This is a genomic window from Streptomyces sp. NPDC048483 (assembly GCF_040651455.1).
Classification (GTDB): domain Bacteria; phylum Actinomycetota; class Actinomycetes; order Streptomycetales; family Streptomycetaceae; genus Streptomyces.
The window spans coordinates 82,735-106,972 of record NZ_JBEZJZ010000018.1; the positions used below are offsets into that span (position 1 = coordinate 82,735).

The window sequence follows — 24,238 nt, forward strand, 5'->3', positions numbered from 1 at the left end:
GGAAGGGGTCCCCCTCGTTCGGGATGCTCAAAAGGTCGGGAGTCGGAAGGTCACGGCCAGGAAGCGGAAGGGCGGGAGGGCTCATGTCACCCACACGATCCCCGCGTCGGTCCCCGCCGGCGTGTACTCCGCGAGCCGGGCCCGCAGGCTGTCCTCGCGCTGCGGCTGGTAGAGGTCGTGGTACGCGCCCATCTCGGCCCCGTCCTCCGCGCCCCGACGGATCTCCTCGGCGCAGCCGACCGCCAACTGCCCGTACCACGGCGTCCCGTAGCGCTCGCCGCGCAGCAGCGGCCGCACCCGCGCGGCTCCCCCACTCTCGGCTCCGCTCGAGCGGGAGGTACCCCCATCGGGCCCCACCAGATCCGGCTGGCAGCGGTAGCGGCGCGGGGTGCGCGACCCCGGCGGGACGTAACTGAAGCGCAGACAGCCGATGCCGCGCCGGGCGACATGCATCCGCCCGGTGAAGATGCTGTTCTCGGCGAGCTGTACGGCGTGGGTGTGGACCTCGCCGATGACGGTGGTCCGGTGCGCGTGCAGCACGGCATGCGCATGGCGGCAGTCGGGAGCCGACAGGGCCTCGCGGTCGGAGCCGGTGGCGTCCAGGATCGAGTCGCGCAGGTGGATCGACAGCGGGTCCTCGCCCACCTCGTCCCCGATGACCTCGATGGTGCCCAGGATCGTCCGGTCGATCTCCACACACGCGGTCGTACGGTCCAGGACCAGGCTCGGCTCCTCGGGGGAGTGCGGATCGCACTCCGGCTCCAGCGACCAGCCCGGTACGAGGGTGCAGTGCCGCAGGACGAGGGAGCCCATCGGCCCGGTGACGTTCAGCCCCCGGCCGGTGACCAGCAGCCCGTCCAGCACCATCCGCGGCCGCTCGCCCGGCTCGCAACTCGCCTCTTGCGCACGGATGTTGAGCGCGTCCGGCCGGTTGCTGTACCAGTCCAGCAGCCGGATGACAGGCCGGGTTCCCTCGGCCGCGCGCAGCTCCAGCCGGTCGCCGGGGTCCAGGTCGAAGTCCAGCTGCTCCTGGTAGGCGCCGCTGTGGGTGATCTCGATGATGCCGTCGGGGCCGCACCGCCCGCCCCGCCGGTCGTGCTGCCACGCCCCGTACGCATCCATGATCCGCTGGTAGGTCTGGCCGGGCCCGACCCGGTAGACGGCGGCGTCGGGAGCGGTCTCCCTCTCCCGCAGATACTCCCCGCCGCCCAGCTCGTCCCCGAACCCGTAGTGGTAGTCCACCCATACGCCCTGCCGCGGCGCCGACCGCGACCCGAAGGCGATCCGGCCCAGCTCCGGGTCCACCGCCACCTGGCCCCGTTTGGGCCGGTAGCGCCAGTCGCTCAGGTCCGCGACGACGATGTCGGCCGGCGGCACCGGGTTGTCCTCGCCGTCCCGCCGGATGGTGAAGCTCTTGCCCGGCCCGTAGTAGTCCGCCGGCCGGTCGTGCAGTTGGCGGCGGCGGATCGCGGCCGGGACGTTGTCGAGGGTCGCGAGGTGCGTGGCGGACGGCTCCGGCTCCGGGCGGGTCGCCAGCGCGGTGTCATTGCCCAGGATGGAGAAGGTGTAGAGGTTACGGGCCCGGTCGATGCAGTAGGCGGGCGCCCGCGTCACCGAGTACGGCTTCAGCCGCCAGACGAACAGTCCGACCCCGGCCGGGGTGTAACCCCCTTGTGTACGGCGGGAGTTGACCCGGCGCACATCCACCGACCGGGCCACGGTCCCGAACGGACCGCCCGCCAGGTCGAGCTCCGCGCCGTCCCGTACGTCCACCAGCCGCCCTCGCCCGGCCCGCCGCGCATTGACGGCCTCGGTGCCCGACCCGTACAGCTTCACCGGCTGCTGGTGCGCGACCAGCCGGGAGAACTCCACCGCCCGCGCCGGCCAGCCCGCCACCCCCTCGGACAGCTCCTCCAGCAGCGCCAGGGTGCCCTTGCGCCGCCGGTTGCCGACCGTCGCCGCCACATCGCGGCGCGGCGCCAGCGCCTCGGCCAGCCGCCGCCGCGAGGAGTCCGGCAGCCCGCCGTCGCGCAGCCCGGTGGCCAGCACCCGCTCGTAGCCGGGCAGCGGGCGGTAGCCCACCAGATCGCCGATGTACGGCAGCACCCATTCGGCGGCGCTCTCCACGAACCAGTCGTCGTACTGCTGGGCGACCCCGTCCCGAACCCGGTCCACCTGCTCGGCGATCACGGCCAGCAGGGCGCGCAGAGGCTCGCCATTCTCGGCGTCCCGCAGCCGGTGCCACTGCGGCAGCAGCTCCGCGAGCCCGTCCGGCTCCCTCGTCGTACTCATCGGGTTACCTCCGTGAGGATCAGCGTGTCCGCGACCTGCGGCGAGAACAGCGCGAGCTGGGCGGGCCGGATGCCGCGGAAGACGCAGACCGCGCGGCCCTTGGGCAGCGGCCGGGTGTCGGTGATGTCGGGGTTGAGGCGGAGGAGCTCGGCGAGCGGGATGCCGTAGCGGGCGGCGACGGCGGTGAGCGTTTCTCCGTCGGCCGACGTCACCTCGTGAATCTGCTCGTCGTACGCGGCGAGCCGGGCGGGGACGGAGGAAGGCGGAGGGCCGGCGAACCGTTCGCCCAGCCGGGCGAGTTCGGCCGGCGTGACGGAGGCCGGAATCCCGGTGAAGGCGTCCACGTCCACGTAATCCACCCCCGGCACGGACTGCGCGGCCGCCAGCACCTCCGACCACTGCGCCGGCTGCCCCAACTCCCGTCCCTCATAGCCGAGGTGCCGGAGCAACGCCGCCCGCACACGGGGCTCGACCAGCGCCCAGGAATGATCCGGCGCCACCTTCACCTTCGCCACGAGCAGCAGCAGGACGGTCTCCCGTACGTCCACCCGCACCGGCAGCCGGGAATCCCCGTACTCGGCGAGCGAGGAGCGCAGCGCCCGCAGCACCTCCGCATCCGGCGCGATCAGGATGTCGTCCACCCCGGCCACCGTCAGATGCAGCACCTTGCGCCGCCCGTCGTACAGCTCCCGCGCGGCGGCCCGGCCGATGCCCGCCCGCGACCGGGCGAAGTCCTCGTAGTCGGACAGCGAGACCAGCCGGTCCAGCGCGGAGACGGCGAGCGGCACGGTACGGCGGGTCAGCCCCGGTCCGTCCGCGTCCGCACCCCCCGTGGCGGGCTGCGGATTGGTGACCCCGGTGACGCCCAGCGGCCGGGTGATCACCTGGGTGATGCGGTGTGCGGCGACATTGGCGGCCCGGCCGGTGCCGAAGCGGTAGCGGGCCCGTACGTTGTCGTGCCCGGACGGCAGCCGGGCGCCGTGCACCCCGTCGCCGAAGGTCACCGTCGTACGTCCCCCGCTCGCGACGCCCAGGACATACACCCTCTCCCGTGGGCCCCGCCCCGCCAGGCTGTCCACCGCATGCCACAGCAGACCGTCGACCCGCACCTCCAGCTCCGGCGTCGCGCCCAGCGGGTTGTCGTCCGGCAGCCAGGTCAGCGGCGACTGCCAGAGCGCGAACGTCTGGTGCGCCCGCGCGCTGTCCCCGCTGCCGATCGCCTCGTCCCGGCTCTCGCCCTGCGTCGCGGCCACGACGTTGCCCTGGATGCGGACGGTGTCCCGGCGGTAGCGGTAGGCGAGGCCGGCGGTGAGGGTGAGCGTGGTGTGCACATGGTCGCCGGGCAGATCGGGGTCCAGCCGCTGGTCGACGGCGGCGATCACGGCCAGTTCGGTGGCCCGGAGTCCCGCACCACCGGGGATGCCCGGGATGTCCGTACGCTCGCCGGAGACGATGAGCTGCCGGCCCGGCCGCAACCCGTCGTACAGCCCGGCCAGTTCGATCTCGTTGCCGTGCACGTCCTCGCCCAGCGGCTCGTCCGCCCGCCGCAGCGGCTGCCCGCCCGCATGCACCGTGGTGTCACGGATCGCGGAGAGGACGACATCGTGCTCGTCCAGCCAGGGATCGGCCAGGGTCAGCTCCGTACCGCGCCCGGTGATACCGAAGTTGGTGTACGCGGCGGTGCGCACCGCCGTCACCCGCGTGGTGACGAACGCCAGCTTCTTGTCGCCGGGGATACCGTCGTTGCCGCCCGCGCCCTTACCCGGCCGCTGGACGGCGACCCAGCTGCCGACCGTGATGCCGTCCTGGACGGAATCCAGCGGCAGCACATAACGGTTGGCGGCCGCCGGGACCGTCGCGATGCCGATCTCCACGGCGGGCGGCTCCCCGGCCGACGTGCGGCGCACCGTCACCTCGTACTCGCCGTGCCGGATCTGGTGCTGATCCCCCGGCTGGAGATGCCAGGTCTCCGTCTGGCCGTTATTGACCGCGACCTCGATCCGGCCCGCCTCGTCCGGGCGCGCCACGAACAGGCTGCGCTCCGGCAGCCCGGCCAGCAGCCGCGCCGTGATCCCCGACTCCTGCGAGTCGGTCGGGCGGCGGCCCAGCCAGCTCAGATCGTGGTCCTGACCGGTGCGGGTGGACAGCTCGACGCGGCCGGGGCCCAGCGTGAAGGGCTCGTCCGACGGCAGATTCACCGTGTGCTGAGCGGTCTGGCCGGTCTCGATGTGCTCGAACTCCGCCTTCACCGGCGCCTTGCCCGCCGTGTCGAACACGATCCGCATGCTGGTCAGCACGCCACCGGTCAGCGGCCAGTCCGCCTGCCGGATCACCCGGCCCTTTTCGTCCTGTACGGGCTTGAGCGGCGCGGTCGCCCCGAAGGGCGCCGCCGTCACCCGCATCGCCAGCACCTCGCGCAGCGCGGACGGCACCTCGGACGACGCCTGCCGCCAGGCCGCGTACATCCCGTCCGCGAGCCGCGGGTCCAGGGCGGACAGCAGGCGTGCGGTGAGGTCCGAGCCGGGGGCGAAGAGGCGGCCGGCGGTGCGGGAGCCGACATCGGTGCCGGCCGGGGGGCGGACGACGCTGGTGCGGAGGGCGGGGAGGAGGGAGGCCAGGGCGCCCAGGGCGGCGGACTCCGGCCGGGGCTTTCCCGCTGCGGGCTTGGGCTTGCCGGGCACTGTGGGCACCGGGTCCAAGTCCTCGGCGTGCTCCCGGAGTTCGCCGACCACCGCCTCCAGCTCCTCGAACCAGGCGGCCACCTTCTCGTACGGCTCGGCGAGCACCTGCGCCTCCGCCAGCCGCTCATGCGGCCCGGCCAGCCGCGCGGCGAAGGCGGCGGGTGTGGTGAGGGCGCCCAGATCCTTGCGCAGCGGCGCCAGTACCTGGAGGTCGAAGGTCTCGATCAGCTTGCTGACGGGGCGGGGGTTGGGCGTCTCGGCGGTGGGCCCCGGCGGGTAGTCGGGGTCATCCGGATCGCCGGTGTCCTCCGGCTCGGTGATCCACTGCCGCAGCTCGTCCACCAGCTCCTTGAGCGTGGGCGGCGCGGACTGCGGCAGACCGATCGCGGTGAGATCCTCCTCCCGGTCGATCCGCACCTTCGCCACCGGCAGCAGCAGCTGCCTGCTCCCGAAGTCGAACAGCAGCTGGTCACCGGTCTGCACCTGGGTGGACGTCCCCGCGACGAACACCTCCGCACGCTTCGCCAGATCCTCCGGCACCAGGAGCGCCGGCCGGCGCCTGCGCACCTTCAGCAGGTTCCAGTCCCAGCGAGCGGTCAGGTCCTCGCCGGTCTCGAACGTCTGCGACTCCTCACCGGTGGCGGCGGGCACGCTGTGGCTGCGCGAGCCACGGGGGATGACGACCGGCAGTCCCGCCGCGCGCGGGTCCTTGTCCAGGGTGTACGCAAGATGGGTATCGGCCGCGACACCCGGCCGCGGCCGGTGCCCGACCAGCCGCCCGAGCAGCGCCAGCGACCGGTGTTCGTTCGCCGTCCGCAGATACCCCTCGTCGGCGATCCGCTCGCTGTGGAAGGTCAGGATGTCCCCCAACACCGCCCAGGCATCGAGCAGCCCGATCGCCGGGTCGTCCGGGGTGCGGACGGTCAGGCCGCGCAGCGCCGGATAGGCGGGGGAGGCGAGCCGGTCCAGCATCCCGGCCAGGAACGAGGCGTGGTCGCCGACGCGGTAGGCGAGGGCGCTGCGGCCCGGCGGGTTGTAGAGGGCGTCGGGGGCGCGGCGCTCGTCGCTGCCGCCGCCCGTGCATCCGCATCCGCATGTGCCGCTCATCGGGCACCCCCAAGCTCTCCGGTTCCTGCGATGCCGATGGCCAGGCGGCCGTTCTCGGGCCGCTCCGGGTCGTTGTCGCACACGGCGATCTCCAGCGGGCCGAGCCGCAGCACACCGTCCTCCCGTGCTCTGTTGTCCATGTGCCCCTGATGGAAAAGCCGTTGCAGCCGGCTCACCCGTACGCTCGCCACGCCCGGTACGGCCGCGGCCACCGCCACGAGGCGGCTCAGCCGGACCGGCTCGCCGAAGGTCAGCGCGTCCGGATGGAAGAAGCCGAGGCGGCCGCCCGGAAGGCGCCGGTTGCCGAGCACCCGGCTCAACTCGGCCAGGATCTGACCCTGTTGATGCCCCGGTGTCGCACACACCTCGAGCGCGAGGTCGAGCGGCACCGTTCGGGCCGGCTCGACGACCAGGTCGTGCCCGATCCGCCGGTAGCTCTCCAGCGCATACGCGACGGAATCCAGCAGCCGCGGCGTGGGCTCACCGGTCCCCGCCGCATCGATGGCGACATGCGCCTCCTGGATGCTGCCGGTCCAGCGGATCTCGGCCGCCGCGCGCTGCACGCCCGGAAGCGCGGACGCCAGCTCCGCGTAGTCCGCCGCGGTCACGGCCCGCAGCCGGGTGCGCTTGAGGTCGAGCGGGGCGAGCCGGCGCACCTGCTCGACGGGCTCGGGTTCGGCGCCACCGGTGGCGGGCAGCGGATTGCGGACACCGGCCACGGGGAGGGGCTCGGCGGCGTCCGAGGCGTCCGGATCCCGGCTGAGCACCAGATGGTTGATCGCCTCGGCGCCGACATTGCCGGCCGTACCGCCGCCGAGGCGGTAGTGGAGTTCCCAGCGGCTGCCGGGCTCGGGGCGCGCCCCGTACCGCCCGTCGCCGAACCGCAGCGCGATCCGCTGGTCGTCCTCCAGCTCGCCCACGAAGTGCCGGTCGCGGGGACCACTCTCGAGGAGGTCGCGGCGGGGGAGCCAGGTGTGTTCCCCATCGTGGAGGCGTACGGCGGGCAGCGCGGCGCGCGGATCGGGCAGCAGACCGGCGGCCGGGCCGTGCAGCGCCGGCTCGTCCGGGTGCAGCCCCGCCGCGTACGCCGGGCCCCAGCTGTGCGCGATCTCCCAGGCGATGTGCCCGTCGAGGACCGTCCCCGCGCGGGCCCGTGCGGTCAGCACGTCCAGCCGGCGCAGCTTGGCGTCCAGCAGCCGGTCGCCACGATGCAGCAGCTCCCGCAGCGCACGCACCGGGTGGCGGTGCAGTTCGATGTGTTCCAGGACCTTGAGCCCGAAGATCACCGTCAGCTCGGCGATCTCCTCCTCTGTCAGCCCGTCGTGGTCGCGCGCGCTGCGCCACAGCTCGACGAGGCGGTTGCGTACGCGCTCCCGTATACCCGCCAGCCGGTCGGCCTGCCCGGCGGCCACCTGCGCGGGCTGCGGGAAGGGCACGGTCTGGGCGACGGGGGAGCGGTGCAGTACGGGCCGGAAGCGCGGCCGGACGCCCGGGTAGACGGACTGGGCGAGCAGCGTGCGGAGCGCTTCGGCCTGCGCATACACCGTCCCCGGCACCACCCTCTCGCGCCGCTGCCCGGCCAGCTCCAGCCCGAGCCCGGCCCGTACGGTCGCCTCCTCGCCGACGACGGTGAACAGCTCACGGATGTCGTCGGGGGTGAGCGTCTGGTGGCAGCCGGCCTTCTCCATCAGATGGTTGATGGTCCGGGCTGTCGCATTCCCGCCGTCCTTGTGGTCGGCGCAGCCGAAGGCCGGCGGGTCGCAGGAGCCGAGGACGGCAGGGACGGGCGGGACGGTGAAGGCTTCGGGAGTGCCTTCCTGCGCGCTCCCGAAGGTCAGCGACCGCCCGTGGTCGACCAGTACGACATTGCCGCGCGCCACGCTCACGTCCTCGACGGGCGCGCAGCCGCTGCCGCCACGGGTGGACAGGCACAGCGGGAAGGTCAGCGCGTCCTCCGCCGCCCAGGTGATCTCCAGCACCGGCCTGCCGTCGAGCTGGTCGACGGCCGGGGTGGCGGAGGTGAGGCGGACCGGCTGTCGGTGCGTCGGGTCCTGGTCGCCGGGGGTTCCGGTGCGCGGCCCCTTGACCTCCTCGAAGAGCAGCAGGTCACCGGGGGAGAGGCGGAGAGCGCGGCCCTCGCAGGTGTCATCCGTCCACTCGTCGCGCAGCGTCGCGCCGGTGGCTCCCTTCGGCAGGGCGCAGACCTCGCCGCCCCAGGTCCACAGCCGGATCGCGTTGTGCTCGGGGCGCAGGACGAGCGGTGCGTCGGCGACCGGCTCGAAGACCTCCACCGAGCCGCGCTCATCGAGCACCGCCAGATCCCGGTCGTCGATGACGGTCCCGATCTCGGGCCGGTCGCGCGGCCCGAACGTCCTCGTGTCGATCGCGGCGAAGCGGAATTCGCCGGGAAGGAGGGTGAGTTCTTCCACGGCCTCCACGGACACGAACGCCCGCGCGCTGCACCCGTCATGCATCGGGTAATCGATAAGCCTTACATGCCGCCGTACGGAGACCCTGCGCCGCGCAGTATCGAGATAGGCCTCGGTCGCCACCGCATCCTGCTGATAACTGATCTGGTCGGCGGTGTAGGCGAGCAGCTCGACCAGCGTCATTCCCAGGTCGGCCGGATTGCGCTCGACCCAGTCGGGGGTAGTCAGCCGCAGCCGGTCCAGGACCAGCTGCCGCAAGGTGTCGTAATCACGAGCCGTGTAGTCGATGACGGGCGCGGGCTTGAAGGTGTCCGGGCAGTCCTGCTGCGTCTCGTCGTCCACGCAGTCGAAAGGGCTCGGGCAATCGGCCCGGAAGGAGAATTCCTGACGGAAATACCGCTGGTCGAAGCCCTCGTACGGGTCGGTGCCGGGCCGCCCGTACGGGTCGGTGGTGACGATGGAGAGACGGTAACGGGATGTGTCACCGGCGCGATCGAGGACGACGTGCAACCGGTCGTCGAGCTCGGGATCCTCCTCCCGCTCGACCGAAATCTCCAGCGCCTCCAGGCCGGTGATCCGTCGTCCGCCGTCAATACGGACATTCTCCGGGCACAGCCCGTGCGGCGCTTTCCCAAGAAAGGTGACGGTCAGCGTCACCCCATCGTCGGCGACCTCGACCGCATCAATCCCATTGAGCTGTGCCGCCCTGATCCGCCCGCGCCGACTGTCCGTACGGCACGTCAACTCGCTCGTAGCGAGCTGCTGCTCACTCATATCTCGCCCCGCCCCTCGAACACTTCATCGCGCCGACTGGCGGTGGAACGCACCACATAGCGCAGATACACGCGTACGACGTTCTCCTCGCTCACCACGTCCAGCGATTCCACCTCGATCAGGTCGCCCAGCCAGCGCTGCAGCGAGGCCTGCACGGAGAGCTCCACGGCGGATGCCAACTCCGGACTGTTCGGCGTAAAGACCAGATCCAGCAGCCCACACCCGAATTCGGGCCGCATGACCCGCTCACCCGGACTCGTGAACAACAACTGCTCGATCAAATCCCGCACATGCGCGTCGTGATCGGCATGCGCGGTACGCCCCCGCCGATCGATCCGAAACGGAAACGCGACCTCGGTACGTACTTTCCTGGCAGCCCTCATCGACTCGATACCCCCTGATGGCCCTGATGGACGGACGCCACGACTGGCGGGCCCTGCGGCAGCAGCCCGGCGCTGAAACACATCGCTGCTGTGGTGTCCAGCAGCACCGGCGCACCGTCGATCCGTACGACGTCAGCGCTCGCGCTCGTCGTCCAGCGGACACTCGTGCAGGGCTGCGGCCGATGGGCGACGGAGTGCGTACATCCGCTGACCGTGAAGAGGTCCGCGACGGTGGCCACGGGCGCGCCGTCGATCCGTACGCCTGCGCCTGTGCCTGCACTTGTTGTGGCGGCCGCGGTCGATAACACGCGCCCTCCGTGCGGGCAGCTGAACACCATGCCACCGTGGACGAGATTCCCGGTCAACACGTCACTACTCCCCCCGCTTTCGCTATCGTTTCTTGGGCACGGTCAACCGGCCCTCATTGATGTCGACTTGATCCCCGACAAGTGAAATCGACGCCCCGTGCCCGTTATTGATATGCACACCCGTCGCATCGATCTTCACGTACGCGCCGCCTGGCGCCTCCAGCAAAATCCCATTGGTGGGCACATCCGACATGACAATCTTGTGCTTCCCAGGCGTCTGAATGACAACGGGATGCGAAGTCGCCGGATCCACCTGCGCATCCTCCGGCAACTCGTCCCGCCGCCCGTACCAACACCCCGTCCACACTGGGAAACTGGGATCCCCCTGCTCGAACTCCACCCACACACCGGCCCCGACGGACGGCACCACCACCTGCCCCGCCTTCTCCCCGCTGAACGGAAAACACGGCAACGCCCAGGTGGAGGATTCATCCCCCAAGACATCCGGGACCTGGACTCTGACCCGTCCGATCCCCATCGGGTCGTCATTCGCCGCCACCCGGCCCCGGAACTTGCCGAGGAAGCGGTTGTTCGGTCCACCAGCCATGAGCGGCGTTTCTCCTTAGGTCCTTACAGTCCTTACGGACGGACGGTGTTGCTGCGGGCGATCAGGCCCTCACGCGACAGCGTGAAGTTCTGCTGGTAGGAACCGGGCCGGAGATTGGTCGTCACACTCTTCACGTAGTAGTCGCCGTCATACGTCACCCCGGCTCCCCGCACTCCCACCAACTCCCGCGGCCGCAGCACATACCCATGCCGATTGACGTCCAACTGCCCCGACCCGGAAATGGAATCGGCACTGGTGGCGGCCCGCGCCAAGGCCTCCGCCTTCGCCAGTGCCTCATCCATCTTCGCGGTCCCGCTCAGCGTCTTTCGCTTCAACGCCGGCGACCCACGCAACCCCAACGGCGGCCTGAGCGGACTGATGTCCGGCTGGTCGAGCAGCGGCGCCCGCCGCGTCACCGGGTCCTGCACCCGAGCCTGCGGCTCTTCCCGCGCCGTCCCGTCATAAGCAAACGTCAACTGATCCACAGTCGAGTTCACATCCATATTCACATTCAATGCGTGCTGCCGCTGGCCGAGCCGCTGCTCCGGCCCCCAGAACGCCGTCGACTTCCCCGGCACGGGCCCAGGATCCAGATAGAACGTATAACCATTCGCCCTGGCCAACTCATTCACATACTGCAGGTCGGTCCCGGTCTGGTAGTCGACCCGGAGCTGCTCCCTGGGCGGCTGCGGCACCTGCTCCCGAATAATCCGCGAGTCAATCCCGTAGTCGGCATACTTCCCCAGAATCCGCTCAACCCGCTGCGAGGGCGCGAGGTTGGGATACCGGTCCGTCCGCTCCTCCAGATCCATCAACAACGTCAGATCTTCCCCGGTCACGGTAAGAGTGGTCTGTCCAGGCTGATTACTGGCCCCCACCTCCTGCCGCACAATCACCCCATCCAGCAGCACGGCCGCCGTCCCCTTGATCGACACGGCCAGAATCACCCGCGTCTTTGGATCAAAGAACCCCTCGGGCAACAACCGCTTGATGATCGCCCCCTTCTTCGTCAGATCAAACGCGAGCTGAAACCCGGACCTCTCACCCGCCGTACTCGTAATCTGAGCCGACAGCAGCGCCTCCGTCACCTCCGACGGCACCGGCCGCGCCGACTTCGGCCCCATGTACAACGACACATGGATAGGCCCCCGCCCGACCGGCTGCTCATCAGCCATTCCGCACCCCCGGTCCACCCATGCCACCAGGGAATCCGCCTGCCAACGGAATGCCTATCTCCTCGCCCGGCTCATCCGTCAACTCCCGTGGATCGAGGACGGGATTGACATCGGCAATCTGCCACCACTGCCCCGGATCCCCGAAGTACCGCTGCCCCAGCTGATCGACCCGCTCACCGGCACTGACTGTGTGCGGCACGGTCTCCTCCGCAGCATCGTCGAGCGCCGGCAACAACCTCCGCTTGGCATACCTCACTTCAGTCCCGTCGGCCTTCCGATGCACCCCGATCTCCGCATCGTGATACCGACTGCTCCGCGGATACGGATGCGCCCCGGGCACCTCGTCCAACGCGCTCTCATACGGCTCAATCACGCCTCAGATCCCCCTCCCGAGCCCCAACGCCGCAAAACTCCCACCCCGGGCCGTCCGCGCCAACTGCTCCTTCTGCGCGAGGTGCGCGAGGTAGAGCTCGGCTCCACGGTGCCCGGCCGGAAGGTCACTCACGGTCAGTACCTTCAGGCCAATGCTGAGCGAGGCCCGAATCGGATTGAGATTCACATCGAACGCCGACTCATTGATCGACAACTCGGTGAGCCGCACCGGCATAACGCGCTTACTCCCCCAGGTGAAGAGCGTCAGCGGCGTCTCGATCGGGCTGATCTCAATGGTCCCCTTCTTGGTGAGGTGGGACGCGGCCCTGAGCTGCGCGGTCGTCGGCTGCACCAGCATTTCCAGCACGGCCAGCTGGGGGTGAATCCCGTCCGGCGCGGCTACGTCCAACTGATCGGTGGCGTCGATCTCGGCCGTGAACTTCCAGGTCTCCTGCGCGGGGCCCTTGAGCCTTAGCGCCTCATTCCTATCGCCACCACTCCCGCCTCCGCCGCCATCTCCCTCACCTCCGGCGGCCTGGGGCGCCACGGACCGTTCCAACGTGTCCGGGTTGAACTGCAGCACGATGATCCGCTGCGGCGTCCCCCGCTCGGGATCAACGATGACCAGTCCGGAACGGATGGGTTTGGGTATGTCGGCATAACGAGTCATGAAATCCCCCTATACTTCTCAACGCTGAATTTTCGTGCTCGACACGCGGCAGTCGTCACACCAGAAGCAGTAGACGAGCCCGCCGAGCCGGAGCTGCCCGAAGGGCGTCCGGGCGCTGTCCATGAAGGCGAGGAAGCGCATGACTCCCGAGCATTCGGGGCAGCGCGGATGGATGTCGGGCCTGATCCACCGCGGCAGCCCGCCCACTTGGTGCAGGGACTGCTCGGTCACTCCCCGAGTGGTCACGCCCACTTGGTTGGGATGGGTCTCAAGGATGAGGGACCGCTCGCCGCCCGCGAAGCTGAAGTCCGGGTCGGCGGGACCCTGCGGACCGTAATACACCGTGGTCCGGCCCGGCTCGGTCCGTACTGTTGTGGATTCGATGCCGTCGCATCCGCAGGCGTACCAATAGAACGTCGGGTCTGCTGTCAGCCCGTAAGGGAGTTCCTCCGCCGACAGGGTCAACAGGTGCCCGGCGGGTGTCTCGCACAGGTGGCACACCGGCACGTCATCCGACACCGGACGGGCGACCTGGTGCGGGCCGGCGCCGCGTTCGGCGACGAACCCCATGTACGCGGGGGAGTGGCCGGCCGGCAGGGGCGAGTCTGGCAGGGCGCCCGAGAGCTCCAGCAGGGTCTCCCACTCCGGAGAGCCGCCGAACTCGTCCCGGACGCCGAGTAGGGCCTCCTGGGCGAATGGGGTGCGGATGAAGGCCAGTTGGAGCAGGTGACGAGGGTCCTGGGTGGCCTCCCATTGAGCGAGCAGCTGCTGCACCTCGCCGTCGGGTGCCCCGGACAGCATCGACTGCCGGATGCTGTCATCGGGGATCCGGTCGGCGACAGAGCGGAGCAGCTCGGGCCGGTAGATGCCGATGGTGTAAAGGACGTTGGCCACGGGCGCGTCGGGGTCGCCTGCGGCGACGTAGTCCTCGATGAAGCCCTGGAGGGTCTTCTCGGGAAGCCAGGGCACCAGGCGCGCGGCAGCGCTGACGAGTTCCTCGTGCCCCCTGAGGGCCTCTGCGGCCCGGGTCTTCTCCGCCGGGTGGCCCGCCACCAACTCAAGGTACTGCGCCAGATATTCGGCGAGATGCCGGCTGTCGGTCGCGGTCAGCTCTTCGACGGCGGCGGGCACGCCGTGATCCTCCAGCGTGCAGAGGTACGCGAAGATCCGCTCCCTCTTCTTCGGGCCGACGAGTCGGGAGCTGGCGTTGATCCTCCGAATTTCGTCGCTGGAATTCATTTCGCCTTCCCCCAGTAGTGCAAGAACATCATGTCGATCCCACGAGAGTAGTCGATGACCCCGTCGTCCACGAGCTGTTTGTAAAGTCGCACATAGTGGGCAACATAGGCTTTGGTGAGCACCTGAGGCGGCGTGGAGAGGTGCCGTAAGTACCGCTGGAAGTCGAATTTTGCTGCACGGGTCAGGTCCAGGGCGTCACGCTCGTATTGCTCCGGCGTGTTATTGGGCCCCCAGGTGCGGCCCTTCTTGTGTACGGGCTCTTCCGGAACCATGACGGTAAGGGCCTGGTTGTACTTCTCCTGAGCCTTCCGCTGGTGCCTCTTGAGGCCGTCCTGGCCTTTAGCGAGCAATTTCTCCTTCCGGAGGAGTCTCAAGCGCTCCGCGTCGAGCTTCTCCTTGTCCCTCTGCGTGATGACGCCGGCCGCCTCGTCATCCAGCATGCGCCGAAGACTTCTGTTCCCCTTCGCCTGCTCCTCAATGAACTGTCGCTGGTGAGACGCGATGATGGCCCGACCGGACGGTATGTGATCTGCCGTCACCTGTGTCTTCCGTGGTTTGAGGCTGTTCTTCGTCCTGTGGCGCTTCTCCTTCCTGCGTCGTTTATCCGCTTCCTTGTAGGTCTGCACCTCGCCTGCCTGCCGGTAGGTCGGGTGCGGCTCGAAGGGATAGGCGAGGATCGTGGCCAGGCTTGAGTTCAGCTGCTGCACGTTCTGCGCACGCTGGCCGGCGGGCCCGCCGGCCGAACTCTGGGCTGCCGCCTGATTCTGCTGTCGCTGGATGGTGCTTTGCTGAACCTGCTGCGGGGCCGGCGCTGATGCCGCTGCTTGCTGTGGAGCGGCTACCGGCTGTTGGGTGGCAAATTGGTTCGTGTCCTCATCGGGGTTGAGTCGCGCGTTGACGAACCCCGTGTCGCCGCCACGCAGGGACAGTCCCGTGAGGCGGTACCAGAGACGCATACCGGCCAGGGTCGCGTTCATGACCGGGCGGGGTACGCCCTTTTCGAGAATGCCGTCCAGCTTCGGCCTGATGCGGCCTGCGATTTTGTGGAGCCGAGCCGCCTTGGACTCCTTGGAGTTCTCCTTCTTTTTCCTGTCTTCGTTCTTCTGTTTCTTGTGGTCCTTCTTGTGCTGTTTGTTGTCGCGGAGATTTCCGCGCTTCTTCTCGAAGAAATCGCGGGTCTTCTTGGCCGTGTTCTTGAGAGCCTTGCCGACCTTGGACTTGCGGAGTTTCTTGCCCAGCGCCTTCCTGGCATTGCGGACCTTCTTGAGGGCGGACTTGACCTTGCCCTTCATCTTCTTGAGGGCGCGGCCCAGCGGGGACTTCGGCTTGCGCGGCTTGGCGCGCCTGGGGGCCTCGGTCTCCTTCTTCTTGGACGGCTTGTCGGGCTTCTTGTCCTTCTTTCCGTCAGGGCCGTCCTTGTCGGACTTCTCGTCCCGCCCGTCCTTGTCCTTGTCCGGGGCGTTGTCTTTCTTGCTGTCCGGGCCGTCCGTGTCCTTCGCGCCGTCCTTGTCCTTGTCCGGGCCGTCGCGGTCCGGCGTCTTGTCCTTCGGCTTGTCAGGCCTGTCCCTGTCCGGGTGCTTGTTCAGTGAAGTGGTCTCGTCCTTGGCCTTCTTGGCGTCGGCCTCGTCGGTGTGCTTCTTTTTGGCCGGGTCCGGGGTCTTGCTCGTCGGGCGGCCGGTCGGGTGTGTCTTGGGCTGGTGCTTGGGTTGTGCGCCGTCCGGGGTGCGGGCAGTGGACTTGCCAGGCCGGCCCGGGACCCGGGCCCCCTTGGGTTTCACCGGCCCTGTGGGCTTGCGCAGCGCCTGGGCGGCCTTGCGGGTGGCGGCCTTGGCGGAGTTGACGGCCTTGCCGGCTGCTTTGCGGGCGCCCTTACCGGCTTTTTTGAGGCCGGCGGCGATCTTCTGGGCCATGGCCTTGAGGCGTTTGCCTACGCCCTTGGCGGCACGGCCGAGGCGGGCCAGGAGCAGGTTGGTGATGAGTTCGAGGAGGGCCACCACGCCGGCTGCCACTGCTTCGGCGAAGAGGCAGGCGGCGGGGCCGGCCTTGACGGCTTTGAGGAAGGCGAAGAATTTGCCGAAGGCGGCGAGGATCGCGCTGACCGACTGCCAGGCGGCCATGAGGCCTTGGACGATGGTGAGGATCGCGCCGGCCGCTGGGATGATCATCGAGACGACCTTCTCGACGACCAGGGCGGCGATCATCATCGGGAGGGACGCGATGATCGCGTCCCAGGCCATCTTGCCGATCTGCTTCAAGGACATGCAGCCCTTGACGAGGACGTTGATGACCGTCTTGCCGAGGCCGAGGATGCCCTCCACCTTGGCGTCGAACCACTGCTTCACAGCCGTTTTGATGGCGCCCCAGAGGTGTTCCTGGATGCCGGTCTTGGCGGCGCTGCCGGCCTTCTTGAGCCAGCCGCCCGGGTCCGGGGCGATATCGGCGACCAGGGCCGCGAACTTGCCGAGGGCCTCGATGGCCGCCTCGGCGAATTTGATCGCGGCGGTGATGACTGACTGGAAGGCCTTGATGACGGCCTTGAGGCCCGCTTCGAGGACGGTGAGGAGCGCGTTGAGGCCGGCGGCCAGGGCGTCGAGGAGGGTGTTGACGGCCTTCTTCAGGCCGTCGGCCAGCTTGTTGACGGTGGCGATGGCCGCGTCGCGCAGGCCCTCGATGGCCTTGCGGAACTTGTCGCGGAGTTCGGGGAAGGCGGCGAGGAGAACGTCGCCGATGGCGATGAGGGCGTCGGCGACGGCGTTGATGGCCTTGATGGCCAGGTCGCGTACCGCGTCGATCGCCTTGTTCGCGAACTCCTTGAACTTGTCGATGACGCTGTTGATCGCGTTGCGCGCCGCGTCGAAGACCGCCGTAACGGCGTCCAGGAGGCCCTTGAAGAAGTCGCCGACCGCGCTGAGAATTTTGCCGAAGAGGCCGTCGGACTCGCCCTTCTTGTCTTCCTTCTTCTTCTCGGCGTCCTTCTCGGCCTGCTTGGCTTTGCCGTCGATATCCTTGTTGTCGGTGTCCTTGCGGCCCTCGACATCCTTGTCCTTCTTGTCCCGTTCCTTGGTTATCTTTTCGTTGCCGTCTTTGTGCTCCTTTTCTGTGTCCTTGTCGGCCTTCTCGACCTTCTTGTCCTGCTCGTCGCGCCAGTTCTGACGCTCCTTGGTCGCCTTCTCGGCGGCCCGGCCGCGCTCTGCCGTCTGCTGCTCGGCGCTGCGCGCGACCTCGTTGTCGACCTCCTGTTGTTTGTTCTGTTTTGCTTGTTGTTCGCCCTGCTGGTGGTCCTTCTCCTTGGCGGACATGTCGGTCTGTGACTGCGCGGCCCCGGCCTTGAGTTCGCCGCCGCGTTCCTGTTTGGCGACGACGCCGACACCCTGTTTGGGGGAACCGCCCGCCGACAGTCGGCCACCGGCGCCTCCCGCACGGCCGGATGCCTTGCCCTGCAACTCTTCCTTGGGAGCGTTGGGGAAGACCTTGTCCTCACCCATCGGCTTGGACGTGTCCGCCCTGCCGGTCTCCTGGATCTTGCCCTGCTTGTCCTTGAGCTTCTCCGCCTGCTTGTCAGTGCGCTGCGGGTCGCTCTCGCCCTCCAGCTTGATCTTGGGGGCCGGGCCGACCGTCTTGTTGCGGAGTTCGGGGTCGGTCGTCGGCACCTTGTCCGCCGCGGCCTCGACGCTCTTGGCGTCGCCCTGCGTCAGCTTCCCGTCCTTGCTGGGCGGGAGCTCCGGCGTCTTGACGTTGTCGGTGGGCTTGGCGCCCTGGGCCTTCTCGCTGCCCTTGGCCTCCTGCTTCTTGCCCTGGTCCTCGGGCCCGACCTTCTCCAGCTTGCCGCTGACCGCCGTCTCCGGCGCCTCGGCCTGCGGCGGCGAGGACTGGGTCTGCGGGGCACCCGACGGCCGCTCCCGCTTGGGCGGATTGGCGTCGAGACGCTTCTGCTCCTGATTGACCTTCTTGCCGGCGGCCGCGTCCACGCCGGGCATGGCGGCCTGCGCCTGGTCCGGCGCGAGCTTGCTGACGGTGCTGACCGCGGCCTTCGGGTCCTGCCCCGAGACGTCCGGCGGCTCTTCCTTCTTCTCCGGAGCCTGTTCACCGCCGCCGCCCCCACCACAGGAGCCGCCCTTGTCCTCCTTCTCCGCCGCGGGCTCCGGCGGCGCGCAGCCGCCACCGTCCTTCTCCAGCGAGGCATCGGGCTGCGCTTTGGCACCCTCGGGCGCGGGCGCGCCCATCTTCCCGGGGTTCTCGGCCTGTTCGGCCGCCGGGCTGACCGCGGCCTGTGCGACGGATGGCGCACCTCCTGGGCCGGCGGCAGCGGATGGCGCGGCGGTAGGCTCGGACGCGCCGACCGCGCCACTGGGCGCCGCTCCGGGACCGGCCTCCTTCGGCACCGTGCTCTTGGCAGCCGGCGCCTCGTGCTCACTGCGTACTGGCTCCACGGCCCGCCGCGCGGCGGGGGAGGGATGACGGTCCTGTGAGGGCGTCTTCTCCGTGCGCGCGCCAGCCGGTGGGGCCAGTGACGCGGCCGCCGGGCCGGCTCCGGGACCGGCCGGGCCCGCGGAGGAAGCACCGGCCGGCTTCTCCGCCGCCGCGCCCTCCGGCTGGCCCTTGGCCTCCTTCTTCTCCTCGTGCTCGTCCTGGTCCTTCTTCTCCTGCTGCTCGTCCTGAGCCTCCTTGGCGTCCGGCGCCTCCTCGCCGTCGCCCGACCCCTCGTCGCGCTCCGCGTCCTTGTCGGCCGCGTCCTGCTTGGTGGCCTTGGCCCCGTCCTCGTCCTGGTCCTGCTGCTGTTCGGGGTCCTTCTTCTCCTCGGCCTCCTGCTCCGGCTGAGGCTTCTCCTCGTTCTCCGGGTCGGGGCCGACCTCCTGCTCGACCGGCTTCTCCGGCTGGAGGTCCTTTTCGCTGCGGTCGGGGGCCTCGGACGCGGGACCGTGCTCGGGCTGCGGAGCCTCGCCCTCTACAGGACCGCGCTCCGCACCCGGTGCCTTGGTCTCGGCCTCCGGAGCGTCCTCGTCCTCCTCCTCGTCGGCCTCGTTCTCCCGCTCTTTCTGGATCTTCTCGGCCTTGGTGGGCGGGGGGGCGGGGAAGCTGGGCATGGAAGGTGCAGCGGCGCCCGGCGTCATGCTGTCCGCGGTCGGGACGGAGGACAGATCCAGATTGGCCTCGGGCAGATGGTCCTCGGGCTTCAGCTCCGCCTCGCCCTTGCCCGAGCCGCCGCCCCGCTTCTCCTCCTCGCCGCCGTGGACCTCCTTGTCCGCACCGGCCTCCAGCCCGATGGGCTGTTCCTCCTCGCGCGGTTCGCCCTCGTCCTCGTCCTTCTCGTGCAGACCGTGCTCGGACAGCGCGCTGTCGCGCTGGTCGGCCCTTTCGTCGACCTTCTCCGGGCGTACGGGGCCGGGCTGTTCCTTCTTCTTTTTTTCGAGCTCTTCCTGCTTGGCGCCGTTCGCAGGCTTCTTCTCGTCATCCTTGCGCTTGCGCTTGTCCGCGCCCGGCCGGTTGGCCTGCTCCGGGTCCCGCTCCTCGCGCTCCCGCTGCTCCTTGCGCTCCTCCTTGGTGCGCTCGGAGCCCTCCTGGCCCTGCTCGGCTTTCTCCGCATCGGCCTGGTCCGCCTTCTCGCGCTCCTGGCCCTGCTTCTCCTCGTCCTGCCGCTGTTCCTTCTCGGAGTCGGCGCGCTCCTCGGCCCGCTCGTCCTCCTGCGCCTTGCGCTCGCCGGCTTCCTTGTCCTCCGCCGCCGAGTCCTGCTGCGCCCGGGTCTGTTCCTGCTCGCGCTCGCCGTCCCGCCCCTTGGCGTCCTTCTTCTCCTTGGCGGTGTCCTCGTCCCGCGCCTCCTGGGACTTCTTCTCGCCGTCGGTACGCTCGGCCGCTACCGCGCGCTCGTCCTGGAGCAGTTCGATCGCGTCCGGGATCGGCTCGGGCACGTTCGAGGGCTCCAGGCCGAGCGGGGCGACCTCGGCCTCCTCCGTCAGTTCCAGGAGCCGGTCGAGGTCCGAGGCCAGTAGCCGGACCTCAAGGCGGTCCAGGACGGATTCCTGCAACTCCGGTCCCATGCGGGCGAGTTGCATGCGTACCCGCCCTGAAAGGTCCTCCGGATCACCCCGCAGCGACCTCAGCACCCCGTTCGCCAGCCGGTCCACCAGCGTCGCCGGGTCCAGTTGCTCGAAACGGCGACGGTCGGCATCCACCGTCGCGTACCGCAGCCAGCCCGGCGTGGCCTGCCCCGCCTCGACCTCCGCCGCCGGCTCCTCCTCGCGTACGGAACCCCGCAGCGCATCCAGCACGGACTCCTGTGCCGCCGACTCCGCCTCCCGCTCGATCGACTCCTGCGGCAGGCTCACCGAGCCCAGGTCGCGCCCCGCCCGCAACGCACCCAGGCCATGCGGGTTCTGGACCGTGTGCAGCAACTCATGGGCCAGCAGCCGCTGCCCGTCAGCTGTCCCCGGCCGGTAGGTGCCCTCGCGGAAGAAGATGTCCTGGCCGACGGCGAAGGCGTCCGCACCCATCATGTCCGCCAGCTGTCCGGAGTCCCGGTCGGTGTGCAGGCGGACCTGGCTGAAGTCGTGGCCGAGCTGTTCCTCCAGCTCGCGGCGGACGCTCAGGTCCAGCGGCTGGCCGGCGCCGCTGACGATGTCCTTCGGCTCCGGGGTACGGGACTTGGCGGCGCGCTCCTTGCGCTTGCGTCGCTTGTCGTCGGTGGCCGACCGGGCGTCCTGTGCGGTCTGTGACGTACTCACTGCGCCTCCCCCCGTCCCGCCAGCCCCGCGTGCACCGCACGGGCCAGTGCCTCACCCAGCCGTACGGGGGAGGTGGTGGCCGGGAGGGGTGGCAGGCCGGCGAGTCCGTCCAGCGCCACGCCCGTCCCGTCCGCCGCCAGCGGCACCCCGCGTTCCCGTACGAGCCGGGTCAGCTCCGTCTCGAAGGCTGCCGTCACACGGGCCGGGTCCACTCGGCTGTCGAAGCCGTCGAGGACCAGTTCCCCGATGTCGATACGGAAACTGGAGGCGGGCGGAGGGGTGTGTCCGGCGTCCCCCGCCACCACCTGTTCATTGACCTCGCTCAGACCCATCCTTGGACCTCCGACGGCGTCAAGGAGCGTTCCAGCTTCAGGTATTCGGTACGTGCGGCCGCCAACATGTGGCGCATCTGGAGGCGGTCGCCCTCCTCCGCGGCGAGGAAGGCTCCGGAGAGGGCGATGTTGCGGATCGAGCCGCCCGCTACGGTGAGTTGGGCCAGCAGGGAAGGTTCGATCCCCTTCGTCGGGGCCTGGGGCGGAAGCACCCGGCGCCAGATTTCCGCCCGCTCCTTCTCGCCCGGGAAGGGGAAGTCGACGACGAAGCGGATACGGCGCATGAAGGCCGAGTCGAGGGCCTTCTTCATGTTGGTGGTGAGGATGGCCAGGCCGCGATACGCCTCCATCCGCATCAGCAGGTAGCTGACCTCCAGGTTGGCGTAACGGTCGTGGCTGTCCTTGACCTCGCTGCGCTTGCCGAAGAGCGCATCCGCCTCGTCGAACAGGAGCAGCGCCCCGCCCCGCTCCGCCGCGTCGAAGACCCTGCTGAGGTTCTTCTCGGTCTCGCCGATGTATTTGCTGACGACCTGGGAGAGGTCGATGATGAAGAGGTCCAGCCCCAGTTCCTTGGCCATGACCTCGGCTGCGAGGGTCTTTCCGGTGCCGGAGCCGCCCGCGAAAAGGGCCGTGACACCCAGGCCGCTGCGCAGCGCCTTCGCGAAGCCCCAGTCCTGGTAGACGGTGCTGCGCTGGCGTACGTGTGCGACGACCTCCTGGAGGATGCGCAGCTGTCGGTCGGCGAGGACCAGGGCGTCCCAGCCCGCGCGCGGTTCGATGCGGCGGCCGAGCTCGTCCAGCCCCATGCGCGCCTCGGTGAGACCGGCCTGCCAGGCCAGTTCGGCGGCGTCGAGGGTGCCGGAGAGGGGCAGGTCGCGGCGTACGGTGGCGGCCGCGGATCGTACGACATGGGGTGGCAGCTGGAACTGGGCCACCAGTGACTGGAGATGACGATCTGTCACTTCCGGGACGTCGGCGAAGGCGTCCGCCCACAGGCCGAACTGCTCCTCGTCGGAGAGCTTCGGCACGGTCACCCGCTCGCCGCGCGGCTGACCGGTCTGCCGCGGATCCGGGCTGGAGACGACCAGGGGTACGGCGGCGCCCGCGATGAAAGCGTCCGCCGCGGCGTGCTGGTCGCGGTCCATCTCGCCGACCTCGACGAGGAGCGCCGCCGGGAGCAGGATCGCCTCCCGCTGCCAGAGCCGGGCCAGGCGGTCGCGTTCGGCGGCGTCGGTCGGTACGTCGTCGGCGGCCATGGAGTACAGGCCCAGGCCCGAGCGGCGGGCGGCAGTGGCGGCGATATCGGCCCGGCTGCGCAGATCGCCGCCCACCAGCTCGACGCGGAGCGGTGCGTCCGGGCCCGAACCCCGCCAGCCCGCGGCGACCCGGTCGGCGGCCAGGCCGTAGGCAGGGGGAAGCGACCCGGGTGCGGTGGTACGGCGCAGCAGACCGTGCAGCTTGGCGTCCAGGTACGGCGAGCCGACCAGGAAGTGCAGGATGCGTTCGTCCAGCCGGAGCCGGGTGGTGGTGAGGCGGGACTCGTCGTCCAGCTCGACCAGGCGCCAGCGGCGGAGCGGTGCGACCGGCGTCAGCGCGCTCCAGTGCGGGGCGTCGAGGGCGGCGAGGGCGAGGGAGAAGGTCGGGTACGCCCGGTCCGGGGCGCCGCTCGCGGCCGCGCAGCGGGAGGCGGTGGTCGGGTCCAGCTCCGCCGCGGCGGCGAGCAGCACGATGTCCCGCTCGAAGTCGCTGAGGCCGAAGTAGGAGATGAGGGCTTCGAGGGTGGGGGGTGTGGGAGGTGTGGGAGGTGAGGCGGGTGGTGTGGGTGTTGTGGCGGGCAGAGCTTCGGACGCGGGGGGCTGGTCGGCGGGCTGGGCAGGCGTACCGGATGTTCGGGCGGCGTGGGTGTCGAGGCGTGCGAGAACGGCCGCCAGGGCGGCGGTCAGTGCCTGGCCGTCCGCCGTCCGGTCGTCCCCGGTGAAATCGTTCACCCCGCTCAGTCCTCCTTGCCCGCGCCGGAACCGGAAGCGGAAGCGGAATCGGAGCCGGACGCAGGATGGGAGCCGGACGCAGAATCGGGGCCTGAGCTGGAGCTTGAGCTGGAGTCCGCGCTCTTGGCCGGCGTCTCATGCGTCTCCGGCTTCCCCGGCGTCTCCCGCTTGGCGGGCGCCTTTTTGGCGGCCCGGCTGCCCCCGACGCCCGCCGCGGCCTTACGCGCCGCGCGCGTCGACGCCCCCGCCGCACGCCCGGACCGCGCCCGGCCCCCGGCGTTGGCACCATCAGCCTTGATCCCCCCGGCCTTGGCAGCGTCAGCCTTGCCCCCACCAGCCTCGGCACGGTCAGCCCTCGCGCCCTCGGCCTTGGCGCCCTCGGTCTTTCCGTCCTCCGGCTTCCCGCCACCCGCCGCATCCGTAGCCCAAGGCGTCCCCGCGGGCTTCGGCGGTACGGCAGGTATGGGCGGCACCCCGGCGCTCCTTACTGGCCCCACCGGAGCCACCGACCCCACCGGCCCCGCACCCCCCGGCGGCACCGGAGCCCCCGGCGCCCCGAACGGCAGCACCGTCACCTCCGGCTTGTGCACCGGCTTCGCCGGGGCCGGCTTCTGGTGGCCGTCGAGGAGTACGAGGGAGGCCTGGTAGACGACCGACAGGGAATAGGGGGTGTTGTGGAGCATGCCCCACAGCTTCGAGGTCTCGTCGACGTCCATCTGGGTCGGCGTGAAGCGGACCTTCTGGAGCGACTCGGCGAGATCGCTGCCCTCCAGGTACGGCCGTTGAGCCGCCTCTTCGATCAACTCCTTGGGCAGTACCGGGATTTCGTGCAGGGTGCGGATGACGCTCCCGATCAGCCGCTGCCCGACCAGCTCGGTCTCCTCGCCGTATGCGCTGATCACGTAGTGCAGGTCGATCGCTGCGGCCGGCCGCTTCAGCAGCGTGCCGTCGGAGGCGCGGGTGGCCAGGTCGTTGTTGCGCATCGACGGGTTGTGGGTGACCTGGTAGAGGAAGACCGTGATCGTCGGGTCCGTCGGCGGATCGGCCGGCGGCTTACGGGTCTCGACCGAGACGGCCATATCGATCTCGGGGTGCAGATTGTGTTCGATCAGCAGCGCAAGGGCCTGGGTGACCGTCGCGACGGCGAGTGCGTTGCTCATGA

14 protein-coding genes are annotated in these 24,238 nt (G+C 69.8%); all 14 read right to left on the reverse strand.

Annotation, left to right across the window (positions count from 1 at the left end):
- Positions 1-81: 81 nt before the first annotated feature.
- On the reverse strand, positions 82-2,292 hold the full coding sequence (locus AB0D04_RS12670; protein WP_362702279.1) for a hypothetical protein: 2,211 nt from the start codon (positions 2,290-2,292) through the stop codon (positions 82-84).
- Complete coding sequence (locus AB0D04_RS12675) at positions 2,289-6,080, reverse strand: putative baseplate assembly protein (RefSeq protein WP_362702281.1); 3,792 nt, start codon at positions 6,078-6,080, stop codon at positions 2,289-2,291. The genes AB0D04_RS12670 and AB0D04_RS12675 overlap by 4 nt, the downstream gene beginning before the upstream one ends.
- Positions 6,077-9,283, reverse strand: a complete 3,207-nt coding sequence (locus tag AB0D04_RS12680; protein WP_362702282.1) for a putative baseplate assembly protein — start codon at positions 9,281-9,283, stop codon at positions 6,077-6,079. The genes AB0D04_RS12675 and AB0D04_RS12680 overlap by 4 nt, the downstream gene beginning before the upstream one ends.
- Positions 9,280-9,666, reverse strand: a complete 387-nt coding sequence (locus AB0D04_RS12685; protein ID WP_362702284.1) for a GPW/gp25 family protein — start codon at positions 9,664-9,666, stop codon at positions 9,280-9,282. Before AB0D04_RS12685 ends, AB0D04_RS12680 begins: the two co-directional genes overlap by 4 nt.
- Positions 9,663-9,974: a hypothetical protein gene (locus AB0D04_RS12690; RefSeq protein ID WP_362702285.1), complete on the reverse strand. Its 312-nt coding sequence runs from the start codon at positions 9,972-9,974 to the stop codon at positions 9,663-9,665. The genes AB0D04_RS12685 and AB0D04_RS12690 overlap by 4 nt, the downstream gene beginning before the upstream one ends.
- An 82-nt stretch (positions 9,975-10,056) precedes the next feature.
- A complete protein-coding gene (locus tag AB0D04_RS12695; protein ID WP_362702287.1) occupies positions 10,057-10,581 on the reverse strand; it encodes a phage baseplate assembly protein V in 525 nt (174 codons plus the stop codon).
- Between the two features lie 32 nt (positions 10,582-10,613).
- Positions 10,614-11,756: a hypothetical protein gene (locus AB0D04_RS12700; RefSeq protein WP_362702289.1), complete on the reverse strand. Its 1,143-nt coding sequence runs from the start codon at positions 11,754-11,756 to the stop codon at positions 10,614-10,616.
- Entirely contained in the window at positions 11,749-12,129 is a 381-nt protein-coding gene (locus AB0D04_RS12705) for a hypothetical protein (RefSeq protein WP_362702291.1), read from the reverse strand. The genes AB0D04_RS12700 and AB0D04_RS12705 overlap by 8 nt, the downstream gene beginning before the upstream one ends.
- A 3-nt stretch (positions 12,130-12,132) precedes the next feature.
- Positions 12,133-12,798 carry a hypothetical protein gene (locus AB0D04_RS12710; RefSeq protein ID WP_362702292.1) on the reverse strand — a complete coding sequence of 222 codons (666 nt, stop codon included), beginning with the start codon at positions 12,796-12,798 and terminating at the stop codon, positions 12,133-12,135.
- 18 nt (positions 12,799-12,816) lie between these two features.
- The gene (locus tag AB0D04_RS12715) at positions 12,817-14,037 is read right to left on the reverse strand and encodes a hypothetical protein (RefSeq protein WP_362702293.1); all 1,221 of its coding nucleotides are present in this window, start codon (positions 14,035-14,037) and stop codon (positions 12,817-12,819) included.
- Positions 14,034-20,756: a DUF4157 domain-containing protein gene (locus AB0D04_RS12720; RefSeq protein ID WP_362702295.1), complete on the reverse strand. Its 6,723-nt coding sequence runs from the start codon at positions 20,754-20,756 to the stop codon at positions 14,034-14,036. Before AB0D04_RS12720 ends, AB0D04_RS12715 begins: the two co-directional genes overlap by 4 nt.
- A complete protein-coding gene (locus tag AB0D04_RS12725) occupies positions 20,753-21,088 on the reverse strand; it encodes a hypothetical protein (RefSeq protein WP_362702296.1) in 336 nt (111 codons plus the stop codon). The genes AB0D04_RS12720 and AB0D04_RS12725 overlap by 4 nt, the downstream gene beginning before the upstream one ends.
- Positions 21,079-23,076: an ATP-binding protein gene (locus tag AB0D04_RS12730; protein WP_362702298.1), complete on the reverse strand. Its 1,998-nt coding sequence runs from the start codon at positions 23,074-23,076 to the stop codon at positions 21,079-21,081. Before AB0D04_RS12730 ends, AB0D04_RS12725 begins: the two co-directional genes overlap by 10 nt.
- A 5-nt stretch (positions 23,077-23,081) precedes the next feature.
- The gene (locus tag AB0D04_RS12735) at positions 23,082-24,236 is read right to left on the reverse strand and encodes a Pvc16 family protein (RefSeq protein WP_362702300.1); all 1,155 of its coding nucleotides are present in this window, start codon (positions 24,234-24,236) and stop codon (positions 23,082-23,084) included.
- Positions 24,237-24,238 lie beyond the last annotated feature (2 nt).